This window comes from Paenibacillus sp. KS-LC4 (genome assembly GCF_036894955.1).
Taxonomy (GTDB): domain Bacteria; phylum Bacillota; class Bacilli; order Paenibacillales; family Paenibacillaceae; genus Pristimantibacillus.
The window spans coordinates 195,928-213,551 of sequence record NZ_CP145905.1 but is presented as its reverse complement, the minus strand read 5'-3'; the positions used below and the strand labels follow the sequence as shown (position 1 = coordinate 213,551).

At 45.5% G+C, this 17,624-nt stretch carries 14 protein-coding genes and 1 tRNA gene; 8 read left to right on the top strand and 7 right to left on the bottom strand.

All coding sequences use genetic code 11. The features are described 5' to 3' along the window. Nucleotides 1-9 precede the first annotated feature (9 nt). Nucleotides 10-1,896, bottom strand: coding sequence for an ATP-binding protein (locus tag V5J77_RS00945; protein ID WP_338553935.1), 1,887 nt, complete (start codon nt 1,894-1,896; stop codon nt 10-12). Between the two features lie 215 nt (nt 1,897-2,111). On the opposite strand from V5J77_RS00945, the gene tadA reads away from it, so the two are divergent. Then, nucleotides 2,112-2,582, top strand: a complete 471-nt coding sequence (tadA, locus tag V5J77_RS00940; protein WP_338553934.1) for a tRNA adenosine(34) deaminase TadA — start codon at nt 2,112-2,114, stop codon at nt 2,580-2,582. Nucleotides 2,583-2,586: 4 nt separating this feature from the next. On the opposite strand, the gene V5J77_RS00935 is transcribed toward tadA, so the two are convergent. The 4 genes from V5J77_RS00935 to V5J77_RS00920 form a co-directional block, all read right to left on the bottom strand. After that, on the bottom strand, nt 2,587-2,781 hold the full coding sequence (locus V5J77_RS00935; RefSeq protein ID WP_338553933.1) for an aspartyl-phosphate phosphatase Spo0E family protein: 195 nt from the start codon (nt 2,779-2,781) through the stop codon (nt 2,587-2,589). Between the two features lie 558 nt (nt 2,782-3,339). Then, on the bottom strand, nt 3,340-4,182 hold the full coding sequence (locus V5J77_RS00930; protein WP_338553932.1) for a methyl-accepting chemotaxis protein: 843 nt from the start codon (nt 4,180-4,182) through the stop codon (nt 3,340-3,342). Nucleotides 4,183-4,718: 536 nt separating this feature from the next. Next, entirely contained in the window at nt 4,719-5,249 is a 531-nt protein-coding gene (locus V5J77_RS00925) for a chromate transporter (RefSeq protein WP_338553931.1), read from the bottom strand. Nucleotides 5,250-5,271: 22 nt separating this feature from the next. After that, complete coding sequence (locus tag V5J77_RS00920) at nt 5,272-5,901, bottom strand: chromate transporter (RefSeq protein ID WP_338553930.1); 630 nt, start codon at nt 5,899-5,901, stop codon at nt 5,272-5,274. A gap of 264 nt (nt 5,902-6,165) precedes the next feature. Between V5J77_RS00920 and V5J77_RS00915 the strand changes: the two genes are divergently transcribed. The 3 genes from V5J77_RS00915 (at nt 6,166) to V5J77_RS00905 (ending at nt 9,411) form a co-directional block, all read left to right on the top strand. Continuing rightward, complete coding sequence (locus V5J77_RS00915; protein ID WP_338553929.1) at nt 6,166-7,365, top strand: ROK family transcriptional regulator; 1,200 nt, start codon at nt 6,166-6,168, stop codon at nt 7,363-7,365. Nucleotides 7,366-7,517: 152 nt separating this feature from the next. Next, nucleotides 7,518-7,594, top strand: a tRNA-Arg gene (locus tag V5J77_RS00910). A gap of 413 nt (nt 7,595-8,007) precedes the next feature. After that, the gene (locus tag V5J77_RS00905; protein WP_338553928.1) at nt 8,008-9,411 is read left to right on the top strand and encodes an MFS transporter; all 1,404 of its coding nucleotides are present in this window, start codon (nt 8,008-8,010) and stop codon (nt 9,409-9,411) included. An 80-nt stretch (nt 9,412-9,491) separates the two neighbouring features. On the opposite strand, the gene V5J77_RS00900 is transcribed toward V5J77_RS00905, so the two are convergent. Beyond that, nucleotides 9,492-10,751: an ROK family transcriptional regulator gene (locus V5J77_RS00900; protein WP_338553927.1), complete on the bottom strand. Its 1,260-nt coding sequence runs from the start codon at nt 10,749-10,751 to the stop codon at nt 9,492-9,494. Nucleotides 10,752-11,090: 339 nt separating this feature from the next. Here V5J77_RS00900 and V5J77_RS00895 point away from each other — a divergent pair, with 339 nt between their 5' ends. Genes V5J77_RS00895 through V5J77_RS00880 form a run of 4 tightly spaced genes read left to right on the top strand, consistent with a single transcriptional unit; the run spans nt 11,091 to nt 15,966 of the window. Continuing rightward, complete coding sequence (locus V5J77_RS00895) at nt 11,091-11,912, top strand: purine-nucleoside phosphorylase (protein ID WP_338553926.1); 822 nt, start codon at nt 11,091-11,093, stop codon at nt 11,910-11,912. A gap of 20 nt (nt 11,913-11,932) precedes the next feature. Continuing rightward, the gene (gene deoB, locus V5J77_RS00890) at nt 11,933-13,108 is read left to right on the top strand and encodes a phosphopentomutase (RefSeq protein WP_338553925.1); all 1,176 of its coding nucleotides are present in this window, start codon (nt 11,933-11,935) and stop codon (nt 13,106-13,108) included. A gap of 28 nt (nt 13,109-13,136) precedes the next feature. Then, complete coding sequence (locus V5J77_RS00885; RefSeq protein WP_338553924.1) at nt 13,137-14,642, top strand: bifunctional UDP-sugar hydrolase/5'-nucleotidase; 1,506 nt, start codon at nt 13,137-13,139, stop codon at nt 14,640-14,642. A 37-nt stretch (nt 14,643-14,679) separates the two neighbouring features. Continuing rightward, entirely contained in the window at nt 14,680-15,966 is a 1,287-nt protein-coding gene (locus tag V5J77_RS00880; RefSeq protein WP_338553923.1) for an NCS2 family permease, read from the top strand. 203 nt (nt 15,967-16,169) lie between these two features. Here the strand turns inward: V5J77_RS00880 and V5J77_RS00875 are convergent, their stop codons facing one another. Next, entirely contained in the window at nt 16,170-17,465 is a 1,296-nt protein-coding gene (locus tag V5J77_RS00875; RefSeq protein ID WP_338553922.1) for a galactokinase family protein, read from the bottom strand. Nucleotides 17,466-17,624 lie beyond the last annotated feature (159 nt).

Genomic DNA, 17,624 nt, shown 5'->3' with positions numbered 1-17,624 from the left:
CTCAATCTGCTATCCATATAAACTTGCAGAGCCTGCTTTTTCTACTAGTATACCTCCGTCGCCCCCTTCTTTCAAAGTGGGAAGCGTAATGGTCACCGTTGTTCCGGCATTCACTTGGCTTTGAATATCAATCATGCCTTGATGGCTCTGGATAATGCGCTGGCTGACCATCATGCCAAGCCCGGTGCCGCTTTCCTTGCCTGTGAGGAATGGACTTCCGATTCGCGGAATCATTTCCTCCGGAATACCGATGCCTTCATCAGCTATCTCTATGGTAATGTGGCTTATATTGCGCTTCAAGCGTATGTATATCGGACCGCCGCTTGGCATCGCTTCGATCGCATTTTTCAGCACATTAATGAATACTTGCTTGAGCTGATTTTCCTCACAGGAAATCTCGCAGGACTCTTCGGTGAAAACGGTCAGAAACTCCGCATTATGCAGATGTGCCTCGCTGTCCAGAAACAGCAGCACATCGCGCAGCACCTGCTTCACATCCTTTATGGTGAACTGTGTTGCCTGAGGCTTTGCCAAAATCAAAAATTCGCTGACAATCAGGTTAATGCGGTCCAGCTCCGACAGCATCAGGCTTGTATGCTGAGCATTTCCCGTTTGATTTTTCAGCTGAAGCTGGAGAAAGCCCCGTAGCGTCGTCAGCGGATTACGAATTTCATGGGCAACGCCAGCCGCAAGCTGCCCGACCGTCGTCAGCTTCTCGGAGCGGCGCAGCAGCTCCTCCATCTTGTTGCGACTCCTCATGTCGCGGGTAATGCTCGCGAAGGCCTTCACATCGCCTGCGCTGTCCCGAATCGGAGATATCGTAACGCTTACAGGAATGACTTCACCCTGTTTCGTTAAACGCTTCGTCTCCTGAGCAGGAAGCACCTTGCCTGCAAGGAGCGAGGCGATGATCAGCTTCATTTCTCCCCGCTGGCTTTCCGGCGTGAGCACGAGCGAGCGACCAAGCGCCTCTTCCGCTGTATACCCATACAGCTGCTCGAAGGCCTGATTTACCTGAATAATGTTTCCCTGCAAATCAACCACATGGATCGCATCACTCGTATGATTAATGAAGGATTGCAAATAATGCTTCATCCGTCGGTTTTCCTCAAACGCCTTGCGAAGCTTATCCATATAAATGCTGAGGTTTTGCGACATTGCGTTTATTTTCACTGCAAGCAGACCAAATTCATCCCTGCTTCTCACTTTAATGAATGATTCAAAACGGCCGTGAGATACTTCATTAACCTTCCATAAAATGGATTTAAGCGGACGGAGCAGTATGCCAGACAGCAAATAGCTGCCCAAAAGAATAAATAACATAAAAATGCCGGCATACTTCAGCCAATCCCTCACCTTGCTCGCAGCCCGATCATGAAAGTATTCGTAGCTATAGACGATGCGAATAACGGCAGGCTGCATATTTTCATTGGTGTAGTAGCTCTTGAGATAAGCTACCCCGTCCATTTCAAACTCATTGACCCGAAAAAGGTGATCCCTGGCTGTCTGATTAATCAGCTCCTGCTCAAGCTCGGCCTCATATAAGCCCTGCTCGCCATAAATAAGATCATAGCTAGCTACGCTCAAAACCTGCTCATCATGAACCTTCGGCCGTAATATCGTAATATCCAAAATGCGCGAGTCCCACTGCTTCCAGTTTTCAATCATGCTGTTAAATTGCTCCTCTGTCTCCGCATCAAGAGCTGCCCCCTCGGCTAACTGGCTATCTGATAGAGCCAGCCTTTCGGCGAGCTGTAAGGATGCTTTGCCCAGCATGCTGCTAAGATTATTGTGCATATTGCGAAACATTGAATATTGGTCCACAATGAGTAGGGTGACAAACATGGAGAAGAATGCTATCGCAATAAGTAAGCAGAGCTTGAGTTTGAATGGCACTATGAAGACCACCTTTATCGTCGTAAATTCGAACGACTTATCCACATTTTATAAACATTAAGGCCTACTTATGCACATACAGGTCGAATATTTTGTGCATAAAAAGGTGTATAACTAAAAAGTTATCCCCATTGTTATCCACTACATGTTAACAACAGAATATTTGTTCGCTGAATAAACGCTATTGATTTTACAGATATAGGAGGGTTTTCATCATGCTGAGAGAAAAGGAAGATGAGTATTGGATGCAACAGGCTATTGAGGAAGCCAGAAAAGCCGAGCGAATTGGTGAGGTTCCCATAGGAGCTATTGTTGTTAAGGATCGTGAAATTATTGGGAGAGGCTACAATCTGCGGGAAACTCAGCACGACCCTACTGCCCACGCTGAAATGGTCGCCATTCGCGATGCCTGCAAGGAGCTGGACGCTTGGCGGCTGCTCGACTGTACCTTATATGTAACATTGGAGCCTTGTCCAATGTGTGCTGGGGCTATCGTGCAAGCAAGAGTAAAGCGCGTCGTATATGGAACCGGCGATCCCAAAGCAGGATGCGCAGGCACACTAATGAATTTGCTGCAGGAGCCGCGTTTCAACCACGAAACGGAACTGACTAGCGGCATATTGCAACAAGAATGCGCCACAATGCTTACCCAATTCTTCAGGAAGCTGCGACGGAAAAATATATAATTGACTAGTCGTGTTTACGACGCATGGGAGAACCAATCATCTCATCACGCTGCATCTGTTGAAGTGCAACGATTAATTGATCTGCCTCCTCGCTAATCGCAAGAACGTCAGGGTCTGTCAGACTACCTCGTGCTTCGGCTATCTCATGGAGCTTTAGCCTTAGCGATTGCAATTGATCGAGTAGAATTATTTTGTCCATAGCTCGCTTCGTGGCCCACTCCTTAAATACAGCGCTTGTGTGGCATTTTTATTTTATTATACGCTTATTCTAGTGGGCTGTTTGTAAAAACGTGTCGACAATCACCTATAATTTTCAGGCAACTTTCGACAAAATCAGGATCACCTTCCAAAATAGTAGTTCTAAATTCCTATTTTTAAGGATTTTAATGATTAACAAAATCGGTAACATATTGGTATGGCGATATTCATAAAGGGTTGCTGCTGTTCATTTCTTCATTTGGGAAAGACCCTTTTATTTTTCCGACAAGCGATGTCGATTTATCCACCGCGATTTTGTCGCATTACATCTTTTTTTGTAAATGAAACCTGACATTAGTAGGAGGACCGCGGCTATCGGTATGGCTTTTTTATGCGATTCGCATAGTATAGAGGCTAGCCTATAGGTGAATCCTATGTCCAACACGTATATTTTTCTAAAAAAAGCCTTACCCCTTGACGATTATCGTCATGGGGCAAGGCTTCTCACGCTTTCAAGATGCTGTGCGCAGTTATCTCACATCTATGTCTGGCGTTTAGCTCAGGATTTCGTAAGATTGTAGGAAACCATCTGATCTGCAATGTCTTTCATTGCTTGACTTGAGCTCTGCAGGCGCTCAATAACTTTCGTAAAAGCATCAACCATGGAAGCCTGCTCCTTGGATGACGCCATGATTTGCGAAATTTCGCGCTCCATGCCTTTGATCGACGTTTGGATGTCGCCAAGCGCCTTCTCAATTTCTACTGTCGCTTTTTTGGAGTCAACGGACAGCTTACGCACCTCGGTCGCCACTACACCAAAGCCTGCTCCCGCTTCTCCTGCACGCGCTGCCTCAATTGCCGCATTAAGCCCTAGCATATTTGTCTGCTCGGATACCTCTTTAATAAAGCCTGCTACCTTGGTGATTTGCTTTGAGTTTTCCGTTGTGGTTTTTGAATTTTCCGCAATCTGCTCGCTCGCCGCATGCAGCTCCTCGGAATGGGCTGCCATTTGCTGAACCATCTGCACCAGATGCTCCGCTACAGCATTGCTTTCCCGTACAAGATGCTCCAGTTGATTTTGGTTCGTTAAATTATAAGCTACGCAAAAAACAGCCTCTACCTCGCCCTTTTCATTTTTAATCGGAATGTTTACTGCATCCATAGCCGTTCCAAACGCTTCCTCGGGTATATGGGTAATGCTCTCCTCCCTGCCGTTCTTAAGCGCAACGAAGTCTTTAAAACCATCCACTAACAGATCGCCTGATTTGAACCCCATATCCACATCCGGCATAGGTAAATAATAAAGCATATGAGTACGGTCATATAGAGTCAGACTTGCACTCTCCCGCATCATTTTCTGGATGTAAGGCATCACATGAAGCATAGCTTGAACTGTATTCATATTTGTATCCCTCACCGTCTATTCAAGTTGTTTAGTTATATTTCGGTAAAAAACAGGTGAATTTGTAGGTCTTTCGAATTAATATTTTTTCATTTTTCAGTGAAATTTTTATAGAAGTTCGACAATATGTTCCACATGGAACATTATCCTTTCTCGAATGCTGTTGAATCGACGATTCCAAAGAAAACCAAAAGCCGCTTGTTTCGGAAAATTGCTGCTTACAGCAAGCACCCGAAACAAGCGGTTTTAATCGACTTCATACAGCTTTAAGCTAGCATATAATGTTCTTTTGGCAAGTAAATGAACGGCCTTTTCGTTGCGCAGCCTTCGACAGTGCGCGCCAAGGTGAAACGGCTGGTGCTGTCCATTGGCGGCGCAGCGCGTTTCATTCCGAGAAATATAGTGAATGGATAACGTTACGGCCTTTCCTATATTTCAAGGTGAAACGGCTGGTGCCGTCCTCTGGCGGAAAAGCTGCTGTTTCATGGGTGAAATATGAGCCCCTTATAAGGATGATATTTATAAATGATTATATTTTAAAATAAAATAATGCCAACCACTCCTGCTCCGGCAATGATGATAAACGGAGGCAATTTGTAGCGCATCAGTAAATACAAGCTGCCTGCAACGATAAGCAGCATTCCCGCGAACGGCCAGCTCAGCAGCATACCATCATTCGGATATCCGAAATGAATGGCCGCATAGACCATTAAGCCAGTAATCATCGGCTTTAATCCGTAAAAGGAGGCCGACAGCCATTTATTATTTTGAAGGCGGAGGATGAATGCTGACACTACAATCATGAGCACAAGCGACGGCAGCACCATGCCGGCAGTCGCTATGATCGCGCCTGTGATGCCGGCGGACTGATAACCGAGCAGCGTCGCCGCATTTGTTGCAATTGAGCCTGGCGCCATCCCGGCAAGGGAGACGGCCTGCTGAAATTCCCCCTGCGTCATCCACCCTCGGGATAAAGCCTCATATTGAATAATCGGAATAACCGCATAGCCCCCTCCAAACGAGACACAACCTATTTTCAAAAAAACAATGAACAGCTCTCCGAGCATACTCCGTGCCCCCTCTCCAATTTTAAATGTAATATTCAATTTCGCTGCTAGTTCTGCGGACAGAAGCTTTCTCCGTCAGCACCTTCATCCCCAGCAGCTCCTTTCCTTTCGTGAATACGATGCCTCCAAGCAGCCCCGCCAGAACAACGAATATCGGATTAATTGCAGTAAACAGCAGCACGGCCAGCGTCACAATCGCTACGAATATCGTAGTCATATCAAACAGCGCCGCACGCGCCATGCGATATGCTGCCATCACCATTAAGGCAATGACCGCTCCATGTATCCCTTTAAGCGCCGCAACCAGCTTCGGATGATCGCCAACGACACGCATAAATAAACCAAGCAGCAAAACGAGCAGAAGCGTAGGAAGCGTAATGCCAACAATAGCAATAATCGCCCCTGCTGCGCCAGCCTGTCGATAGCCAACCATCGCTGCCGCATTGACGCCCACTCCGCCGGGTGCGGACCCTGCGAGTGAAATGAGCTGCGTCCATTCCTTTTCATCCATCCACTGCCGCCTCTGTACCGTCTCCCGCTCGATCATCGGCATCATTGCATAGCCGCCGCCAAACGTTGTAGGCCCAATTCGAAAAAATATCCAAAACAGCTGCAGCAGCATGCCCAGCTTTTTATTTTGTCCATTTGCCATGAGGTTCCCTCCATTGATGGGGTGATGCTTTCTCTCTATTATACCACCTTTATTCCATTTTGGTATTAACTTATTAAAAAAAGACTCAAAATTTCATTTTAACGTTGTTCAACGCTTAATTAACGAGTGATTTCAATCGAATTAATTTCTTTTTGGAATAATGTTTGGGGTGCCCTTGAGCATAGCGACTGTCCATGAATTACGATATAATGAGGAGTGGTACTTTCGTTTTTTCATCCTATCTATAGTAAGCAGGGATTAGCTATGTACAAAGCGGAACGGGACGTTCCCTCTCATAAAGAGCTTATTTATACACAAATCGCTGAGCAAGGCACCGTATCGAAGGCGGAGCTCCTGGATCGACACAAGCTGACGAGCAGTACGCTCACGCGTGTGCTGGAGGAACTGGTGACGGAGGGGCTGATTCAGGAAACGGGCCTTGGTCCCTCCAGCGGCGGCCGACGGCCGATTTTATACCAAATTCATGCGGGTTACCGGTACATTTTCGGACTGGAAATTTCGCGTTTTTCCTCGACGCTAGGCTTATTTGATATGCAGCTGAATCAGAAATCACTCGTGCGCTGGCGGATGGATGAGGCGATGACGCCACAGACGCTGGTCGACTATGCGTCACAGCTTATGCGTACGTTGCTTCGGGATCACCGGATTGAGCGGGAGCAAGTGCTCGGTATTGGCATTGGAGCCGTTGGACCGCTTGATCGGAGCAGCGGAATGATTTTGGACCCGCTGTATTTTGCCGCCCGCGGCTGGACGCAGGTGCCGATTTGCCAAATGTTTGAGGAAGCAACCGGATTTACCGCTTTTCTTGAAAATGGCGCCAACACCGCGCTGCTCGGCGAGCGTTGGGCGTTGCGCCATGAAGATATTAAGCATGCGCTGTACGTGCATGCTGGTGTCAGCCTGCGCTCCGCGATGATGTCCTATGGCCGTATCGTCCATGGCACGATGGATATGGAAGGCTCAATTGGACAAATGATTATTCACACGGATGGGCCACGTCTGTCTCTGGCAGGTAATTACGGCGCGCTGGAGGCGTATGCTTCGATTCAGGCACTGGAGCATCAGGCACGCTCCCATGCGAAGATGGGGCAGGACTCGCTGCTCAAAGCCTATTCCGTCACTCCCGAGCAGCTGAATTATGAAGTGCTGCTGCAAGCCCTGTCGGCAGATGATCCGTATGTGCAGGAGCTGTTCCAGCAGTCCGCCGTCTATTTCGGCGTTGGCCTGGCGAATTTGATTAATATTTTCCACCCGGAGCTTGTGATTCTGGGCGGCGCTTTAATCAATTCCAAGCCGATGTACTTTCAGACCGCTACAGATACTGCAAAGAAAAACACCTACTATTCTCCCGCCTACGAACCGAGGTTTTCCACAGGCCAGCTTAAAGAGGATGCTGTCGTAACTGGCGCAGCGCTAACTGTACGCAATAAGATGAGGATTTAAAGAGCATGGTGCAAATCGTGCAACAATGTGTTAGTAAAGCAAAAAGGTGGAGCAGACTGACGATTCCCTTAGTTGGATAGACTAATCAAGCAGTTAAACTGGCAAGCATTGTTGCTTGATCTCGCCTTCCATGGTAAAATAATCAATGCTGCGCGCCCGTAGCTCAGCAGGATAGAGCGACAGTTTCCTAAACTGCAGGTCGTACGTTCGAATCGTATCGGGCGCGCCATACTTAAATGATCAAGAACCGCACAATAGTGCGGTTCTTTTTTTATTTTGTGGCTGTGCACGCCAGATGGTGTTTTCGTTAAGATTATATATCTTGAACCTTTTCGTCCCCTAGGTATGAAGGCAATTGCTTCGGTTTATATTTTCAAATTGAGAATAAATATAAAGAAATAACTGATTTTTAGCTATTTTAGAAAGAAAATTTTAATTTTAGCTTGATAATCGCTATTACGGAGGCCTTTTTTCTCAAAACGAAAATAAATAGATTTACAAAGAGGAACTATTTCGTTAAGATAACAATCATCAAGATGATATCCATACAGCACTAAGGAGGATTGGTAGAGGCATTGAAAGTCCAAATACAGAACTTTTCATAAAATGGAGTCAAGTTTCGTAGCACTAGGAGGTTAAAAAATGATTAACTTGCAGAGCGAAGATGTAAAGAGAAGAGTCATCAAGTGTATGCCATGGATTTTGCTCTACGAATTTTTTCAGGTTTTTAATGAAAACGTATTCAATTTAATTACACCCAACCTGTCTCAGGAGTTTGGGATAACCCCATCAACTGTCAGCTTAATCGTTACGCTGGGTAAATTATTTTTGGGTATCGCTTCAATTGTATTCTCGGCTTTATCAGATATCGTCAGTACCCGAAAATTAATGTTAGCTTCATGCTTTGTTCTCCCTGTTGTGACTATGATCGGCTTCTTTTCGCCACATAGCTTCACATTATTGATTACTGCGAGGGTACTATTTGCGCTAACGATTGCGATTCCTCTTGCACTGCAAGTCGTTATTGCCCTTAAATATTTTGACAGATTAACAGCTGCAAAATATTTCGGCTATAATGCAGCCATTTTCCAGCTCGCCTCTGCGGCCGGCCATTTTTTTGGAGGCTATATAACAGAGAATTTGCACTGGAATTATATATTTCTTTTCCCGCTTCTCACTCTGATTGGCGTACCAACCCTTATCAAAAATTTACCTAAAGATGAAAGCAAAAAAGGTTCTTTCGATTTCATTGGCATGATTTTAGTGACCTTTATTTCAACATTGCTGATCACATTTATGACATTTAAGATGCAGTATCCTATGCTGTTAATTTCCGCCATTGTATTTATTGCAATTTTCGCATTATATACAATTAAGAGCAAAAATCCGTTCATTAAGCCAGAATTATTTAAAGTCAAAGGAATTATATGGTCTCTTATAGTCTGTGGTTTGTTTTATGGAACACAGGTAGGGTTCGGCTTTATTTTTCCCTTTATTGTTAGTAATGCTTACGGGCTGCCGGTCAGCACCATCGGTGTGTTTTATTCGTTAACAAACATTGCCGCTTTCATTGCCGGAATGTATTCCGGCCGTATTATTAAAGCGGTTGGCTACCGCAATATTGCACTGCTTGGCGGCTTGTTTATATTTTCTGGTTTGACCATGGTTGCTTTTTTGGTCGGGTATTCAGTAGCTTTTGTATTCGTTGGCATGGGCTTATTCAATATCGGCTATGCTTTATTTTTCTCAGGATATCTTACAAATTATACACAGTTGCTTCCTGAGCACCAGCGCGGTTCAGGAGTAGGCATCGAGAGGCTTGTACTCAACGTTGGCAGCTCGCTTGGCGGAGCGTTTATTGCCATGCTTTACGGTCAGCCGTACATGATGAACAAAATCCTGGATTTCTCATCCAATCCGAAAACTGCGATGTATAGCAATGTAGCCTTAGTGCTTATGGTTATGATTGCTGCTGCAACCTTCATTTTCACCAGGGTATTTGACAAAAAACTCAACCGCATCGAACAGACAAGCAGTCCCGAATAGCAAGATTTTGTAAATGTTCGGTCTGAACGACAAGAGTGCATTTGATGAGCTCCATGTAAATCCTCCCGATTCGGGAGGATTTACTGCTTTATATCCTCAGTATGGTCATTCGTCTCTAAAGTCGCATGAATGGTTCTTTCTTCCAGAAAATAGTCAAATACCATGCAGCCTGCGCCTACAGCGACCGCATTATATCCTGAGGATGCTCTGATGATTTGAACCTGATAGTTCTTATAATGTTTAATGCGCTCTTGCACTGTTTCCGAAGCCATTTCATAGAAGGTGATATTCCCCCCTAATCCTCCTCCAACAATGACAATATCCGGACGAATCAGGTGAATCAAATTAGCAAGGCCGATTCCGTAATAATAGGCGGCGTCCCTTACAACATCAGTACACAAAGGATCTCCCAGCGTCAAGGCATCTAATATATGATGGAATTGAATGTCGTCTGCTTGCAGGGACATCGTTTGAAGAGCGGAGCTTTTACCTCGCTTAATCCTTCGAATCAATTCTTCCCGTACAGCAGGAAAGCTGCTGTAGGCTTCAAGGCAACCGTAAGCTCCACAAGAGCATTTCCTTCCATGAACATCTACAGTTATGTGTCCGAAAGATTCGTCCATATCAAGTCTGCTGCCGACGACCTGTCCCTGCAAAATGATGCCGCTTCGAACTCCAATTCCGGAGGATGTATACACAAGATTATCTGTTTCTCTCCAGTATTTGCTTCGATATTCCCCAAGGGCAGCCAGATTCGCTCCATTATCCAGGAGGACGACCGTATGAAATCGTTGCTCTAACGCTTCAATAATATTCAATTTATTCAAACCTTCTGAAAGGAAATCATTCAATAAAATGACGCCTTGTTCCCAATCTAACGGACTTATAGCGCCTACACCAATGCCCAGCAGCTTTCCTTGCGGCACGTGATGCCGAAGCAGCATCTGCTCAATAATATCGCTAACCATGCTTAGAGTCATTTCAGGCGTGGAGTTCGAGTTAACCTTAAATTTGACTTCATCCAAAACCTGTAAATTCAAATCAAGGAGCAGAACCACTATAAATAAGCTTGAAATTTCAACGCCTATTAGATAATGGGAATCAGGCTTAATCATATACAATGCGGGCCTCCGGCCGACTTTGGTCTCTCCTAAACCGCTATCATAAATGAGGCCTGTCTGTACCAGTTCTTCCACAAGCCGCGAGCATGTGGAATGTTTATAGCCGCTTAGATCTACTAATTCATTTATGCGGATACCTCCATGCTTGCGAACCAAAGAATAAAGAACTTTTAAACTTTTCGTCTTAGGAGACATTAAACCTATAAATTCCTGTAACATGAAAGTCCTCCATTAATCGATTCTTTTTTACAAATCTATTCTACACTATTGTTAGTATCGCTCCCAGACCGAAATCAGTCGATTAAAAAGTTCAGAATACGAAGCCTATCCGAAACACAATATAAAATCAAAAATGAGAAATAATAAGCTCAAAAAAACAATATGATCTTATTAAACACCCTTTTCATCTGTTTTAAATTTAATAATAGAGCGATATTCCCTTTAATTTTTATCATTTTGATTTTAATAGCGTTTACAAAGTTAAGGATATGGTTTATGATGACTGTATAAACCTTAGCTTTAAGCCTTACAATTCAAACATTAAGAGGGTGCTGTGAGATGAAAGATATCAAGCAACAAATTCAAGAAGCGGCATTATTTATTCAGAAGGAGATTGGCTGTTATCCAGAAATCGGTTTGATTCTTGGCTCTGGTCTGGGGATATTAGCGGATTTAATTGAGGATGCAACAGTCATTCCTTATGAAACGATTCCGCACTTCCCGGTGTCCACTGTAGAAGGTCATGCAGGGGAGCTGGTCTCGGGACTGATTAACGGCAAACGAGTCGTCATGATGAAAGGGCGCTTTCATTTATATGAAGGATATGAAGCGCAAGCGGTAACGTTTCCAGTCCGCGTTTTGAAAGCAATTGGCGTGAATCAATTAATCGTGACCAATGCTGCGGGAGGGGTCAATACAGCCTTTGAGGTTGGAGATCTGATGCTCATTTCCGACCACATTAACAATATGGGGAAAAACCCGCTTATCGGACCGAACGATAAGGAATTGGGCGTCCGATTCCCGGATATGAGTGAAGCATATAGCAAACGCCTCATTCAAGTAGCTTACCGTGTAGCGGACAGGCAGCATTTTACCTTTAGAGAAGGCATTTACATGGGGAATCTGGGACCGACATATGAAACTCCCGCGGAGGTACGAATGGCGCGTATCCTAGGGGCGGATGCCGTAGGGATGTCCACGATTCCGGAAGTCATCGTTGCCAGACATGCGGGCATGGAAGTGCTCGGCATTTCATGTATTACAAATAAAGCAGCAGGAATATTAGAGCAAGCGCTCTCTCACGAGGAAGTGATGGAAGCCGCTGAGCAAGTCAAGCCGAAATTCCTGAAGCTTGTGCTCGGAATCATTGAGGAACTTTAATCTAACCGCAGGAGGCTCTCATGAAATTCAAACGCATTTGTTTAATTGTGCTGGATAGCGTTGGGGTAGGAGAACTGCCGGATGCAGGAAGCTTCGGGGATGGAGGCTCTCATACGTTAGGACATATCGCCGAGAGTGTACCGGGCTTCTCGCTGCCGAATTTGCAGAAGATGGGTCTTGGCAATATCGTAAATATAAGAGGGGTTGAACCGGTCGAAAATCCTGGCGCCTGCTATGGTAAAATGGCCGAGGTTTCGGTTGGAAAGGATACAATGACTGGACATTGGGAGCTTATGGGCCTGAAGGTGACGACACCGTTCAATGTCTACCCAAACGGATTTCCGAAGGAGTTAATTGAACGCTTTGAGCAACGGACAGGACGTAAAGTAATCGGTAATAAGGCTGCTTCTGGCACGGAAATTTTAGACCAGTTGGGCGAGGAACAAATGCAGACAGGAGCATGGATTGTCTATACGTCGGCAGACAGCGTGTTTCAGATCGCAGCCCATGAGGAGACAATTCCACTGAAAGAGCTGTATGAAGCGTGTGAAGCTGCCCGCGAGTTGACGTTGCATAGCGAGTTCGGCGTAGGCCGTATCATTGCCCGTCCCTATACCGGAGTGCCTGGAGCTTTCGTGCGTACCCCAAACCGTCACGATTACGCCGTGTCCCCTCCGGCTCCTACCTTGTTGAATGCCATACAGGATACTGGGCTTGATGTCATCGCTATCGGCAAAATTAATGATATTTTTTCAGGAGAAGGCGTAACGGAAGCATTACCAACAAAAAGTAATCTTGATGGTATCCAGAAAACGATCGCAACGCTAAAAAAAGAATTTAAAGGCCTCGTGTTTACAAATTTAGTTGATTTCGATTCCCTTTTCGGGCATCGGCGCGATCCCGAAGGCTACGCACGTGCACTCGAAGAATTCGACGCTCATCTGCCGTCCATTATGGAAAATATTTATACGGATGATCTACTGATTATTACAGCCGATCACGGCAATGATCCGACGTATCCGGGGACTGACCATACACGCGAATATGTCCCTTTGCTCTTGTATAGTCCTGGCTTAAACAAGACGTGTACTGTCGGTGTCCGAGAGACATTCTCCGATCTGGCCGCAACGCTTGCCGAAAACTTCGGGACTCCGACGACAGGCCACGGAACTTCTTTTTATAATAGTTTGCGATAAAACTTTTATTGGATGGAGGAAAATCCATATGACAGATATAAACACATTGACAATTGTATATACCAATGACTTCCATGCGCAGGACAAGCCTGTGCGGGCGACGTGGATCGAGGGGAGCCCGATGATGGGCGGGGCCGCTTATATGGCAGCCTATATCAACAAAATCCGCAATTCGGAGCCTAACGTTCTAGTACTGGATGCAGGCGATATTATTACCGGACCACCAATTAGTTTTTTAACCAATGGCGAAGCACCTGTCGATTTATATAACGCCATCGGCTTTGATGCATCATGCATAGGCAACCATGAGTTCGATCACGGTGTGCCGAATGCAAGAAAATTGATCTCTCAAGCGCAATTTCCTTTTTTGTCGGGGAGCATCTTCTACAAAGGAACGAACATTCTGTTTGCCAAGCCATATGAAATCATTGAAAAAGGCGGATTGAAGATAGGAATCATCGGCATTCATGGCAAAAAAGCAGGCTATGAAACCATTCAAGTGGATCTTGTGAAGGACCTTGAATTTCGTGAACAAGAGTCACTTCTACAAGAGTACGTCCATCTTCTCAGACCGCACGTCGATTTGGTTATCGTGCTTGCTCACGAAGGAGTTCCAGCTGAGCAATCGACAACGGATCGCGAGGTTGATGTAGAAAAGGATTTTGAAGAAGATGTGCATATGTGCAACAATGTCACAGGCATCGACCTGATGATAACGGGACACGCGCACAAAGCCATACTCAAGCCTTATGTTGCTTCCGAGACGGGAACACTTCTTTGCTCCACACGCGGTTTAGGCACCTTTGTAGGCTATTTGAAGCTTCAGGTGGATCGAACACATAAAAAAATCATGTCCTATGAAGGCCACTTAGAACCGATTTATACCGACCAAATCGAGCCAGACCCTGCCGTTTCGAAACGAGTGCAGTATTGGGACAATCGCCTGAAGGAACTGATTGATGAAAAAATCGGGTATACCGAACAGCATTTGTCTCGCAATTATTTTGGCGAATCGCTACTCGGAAACCTTGTTACGGATGCTGTTCGTCTATATACAGGGGCTGACGCTGTATTCACGGCTCCGGGGGGATTGCGTGCGGATATCGAGCAGGGAGAGATTACAGTAGGACATGTCATTAATGCGGTACCATTCAATAATAACATCCTTGTGATGGAGATGACCGGCCGCGAGCTTAAAGAGGTGCTGGAGCAGAGCGCAAGGAGGACTGCCGGCGTACTGGAGCACTCAGGAATCCAGATGCTTGTCGACCTTACCGCCGATCCCGGACATCAGGTGCTGGAAGCTACTATTAAAGGCGAAGCGCTTCAAGAAGACCATGTCTACAAAATTGCTTCCGACGATTTTACATGCAAAGGCGGAGACGGGTTTACAGCTTTTCTCAAGGGCTCCAACGTACGTGATACTTCGATGATTATGCGTGATCTCGTCATTGATCATATTCGCAAGATGGGCCACATCAAACCTGCTATTGAAGGACGCTTCAACATCAAAGATTCAGTCTCATCCTATTGATTAGCGGGAGCTATACAAAAAAGAAGGGTAATGTTAAATGTTTGAGAACCACACTAAGCAAAAAAAAGAAGTGGTATCGCTAAGGAAGGAAATACTCGCCGGGTGCGTATCGTTTTTCACCATTGTATACATCATTGCCGTCAATGCCTCGATATTGCAGGACGCCGGAATCCCTTTGGAAGCAGGGATTATCGCCACCGTACTCACTTCATTTACCGGCTGCCTGATTATGGGGTTATGGGCAAAAACTCCAATTATACTTGTGCCAGGTATGGGGATTAATGCTCTTTTTACTTATACAATCGTTCATACAATGGGGCTTTCTTGGCAGGAGGCGCTGGGTGCCGTCTTCGTCTCTGGTCTGTTATTCGCTCTTGTTGCGTTTACTCCGCTGGCAAGATGGCTAACCGTCTCCATTCCCGATTCATTGAAGGAAGCTACAACGGTCGGGATTGGCCTGCTTCTTACCTTTATCGGTCTGCAGAAAGGCGGCATTGTCGTAGCCAGCTCAAAAACATTCGTTGAGCTTGGCGATTTCAGCAATCCGCATGTACTTCTTACGCTAGCAACATTGATTATAGCGCTGCTTCTGTTTATTCGAAAAGTACCCGGCAGCTTTCTCTTCACCATCGCTGCTGGTACTTTGCTCGCCATCGTATTTCGTCAGGTTGATGTGAATTTTGATGAAGCCGGCACATTTTCCCTGCAGCCCTACCTTAGTGTAATAGGTGGTATGTCGTTTAATAAGATCGGTTCAATAACGTTTTGGATCGCAACTTTTACGCTAACACTTGTGATTGTATTCGAGAATATCGGCTTGGTACACGGACATTTGCGTATAATTGGAAAATCAGAAAAATTTGAACGTTCTTTACAGGCGAACGCGGTTTCGGCTGTTTTGGCTGGCTTTTTCGGCACCAGCCCGACCGTAGCAACGGTGGAGAGCGCCGCAGGGATTACGGTAGGAGGCAGAACTGGACGAACATCCATCGTAACCGGCCTATTGTTTTTGATTTCCTTGTTCTTTATTCCTTTAATTATACTCATTCCGGACAGCGCTGTTTCTCCGATCCTGATCATTGTTGGAGGCTTGATGATTTCAAGTGTTCAACATATCAATTTCAAGGAATTTACTGAAGGCTTTCCATCCTTTCTTATCATCGCGCTGATTCCACTAACCTACAGTATTGTAGACGGCATGGCGTTCGGGTTCATCATTTACATTGTTCTTAACGCTGCCACTAGTAACAGAAAAAAGATTTCACTCCCGCTGTATTTAATCTCAGCGTTATTTCTGGTCAATTTTATCGTGCAAGGAATCTGATCAGTGAACTTGCGTGTATCTATCTCCATGCTCTTGCTAAAAGGAGCTTGAAAACAGAATAAGCCTAACGCTAATTTCTAGCGTTAGGCCCGTGATAACATAACATTCTCCGCTGTCTTACTACTAAAAATGGGCTGTGCTACTCCATGTCCTGCATATCTTGCATATCCTGCATAACCTCTTAGTCAATTTTCAAGCTTACTTTAAACTTCGTTATCCAGCAGTTTATTAATATAGACAGCCCCATGCTCCCTCACATTCACCACCAGCACCGGAGTGTCCAGCATGCCGCCAATCCATGACATGTAGGCTTCCGCGTGCTCGTTAGGAATAATGGTCAAAATGACTCCTGCGAAGCCTCCACCATGAATACGGCAGGCGCCATCGCCGATTTTCTTCAAATAATTTTCGGTGAGGGACAGCGCAATTGCAATTTCTTGATTTTGAGTAGCACCGCTTTGATAAACGTTCTGAAGCCATTTCCACGAGGAATTCCCCGAAGCCGTAATGAGCTGCAAGAAGTCATTGAACCTTCCCTCTTCAAGTGCAAGCACCTGATCATCGACGCGCCCATTTTCCTCAAAAAAATGCAAGGCGCGCAGCACAGCCCTATCTCCCGCCGCTGCTCTAACCGCCTTTAAATTAGCGTAAATGTCCTCTGGCGTTAAATCACGACAAACCGAAGCTCCTAACGATTTGGCTACCGCATACATCTCATTAGGCACCGCCGCGTAATCCTCTGTTAAATCTGCATGATTCCCGCCTGTATTTACAATGACCAGCGAATAGCCATTTTTCTGAAAATCCCATTGCACAGGCTTGATCACAGGCTCCTTAGGCGTCTCAAAATCAATCGCAATCAAACCGCCATAAGCGCAGGCCATTTGGTCCAGCAGGCCGGACGGCTTATTCCAATAGTGATTTTCAGCAAATTGCCCGATTTTAGAGAGCGATACAGCATCAAGCTTTCCATCATTATAATAATGATTTAAAATCGTGCCGATCAGCATTTCGAAAGACGCCGACGAGCTTAACCCCGATGCAGCAAACACATTGCTCGATATGTAAGCATTGAAGCCTCCTACTTGAAAGCCCGCATCCCTGAATCCGGCTGCAATGCCGCGAACTAGCGACGTCGTGCCATCATCTCCAGATTGGGGCTGTATATCTTCAAGATTAATCACATATTTCGTTGCATAGCCTTCAGAGAAAAAGGTAATAACAGGCTCGTCTACCTTCACTGCCGCCCCAATCGTATCGAGCGTAATGCTTCCCGCCAGAACTTTTCCATGATTGTGATCGGTATGATTGCCTCCAACCTCGCATCTCCCTGGGGAGCTAAACAGTCCCACCTCCTGCTCTCCAAAATGCGCTTGAAATTGCTCAACAAGCGATTGATAGCGGCCTGTTTGCTCTATGAGCTGCTGCTTTCCATACATTTGGGCAAGCAGCTCCTGTCCCTTGTCCGTTTGCAGCCTATTTAGCATTTGATTACTCATCTTAATTCCTCCTATAGGTCACCATGCCTAAATCTAAAAATTCTAATTAGCCCGATAAGCTTGTACGTTATATCACTCGTTTCATCGTATACAAGCTCTTCATCTCAATTATCTCAAATTATGCCGCTTTAGAGTAGGGCACGAATGCAACATATGTAC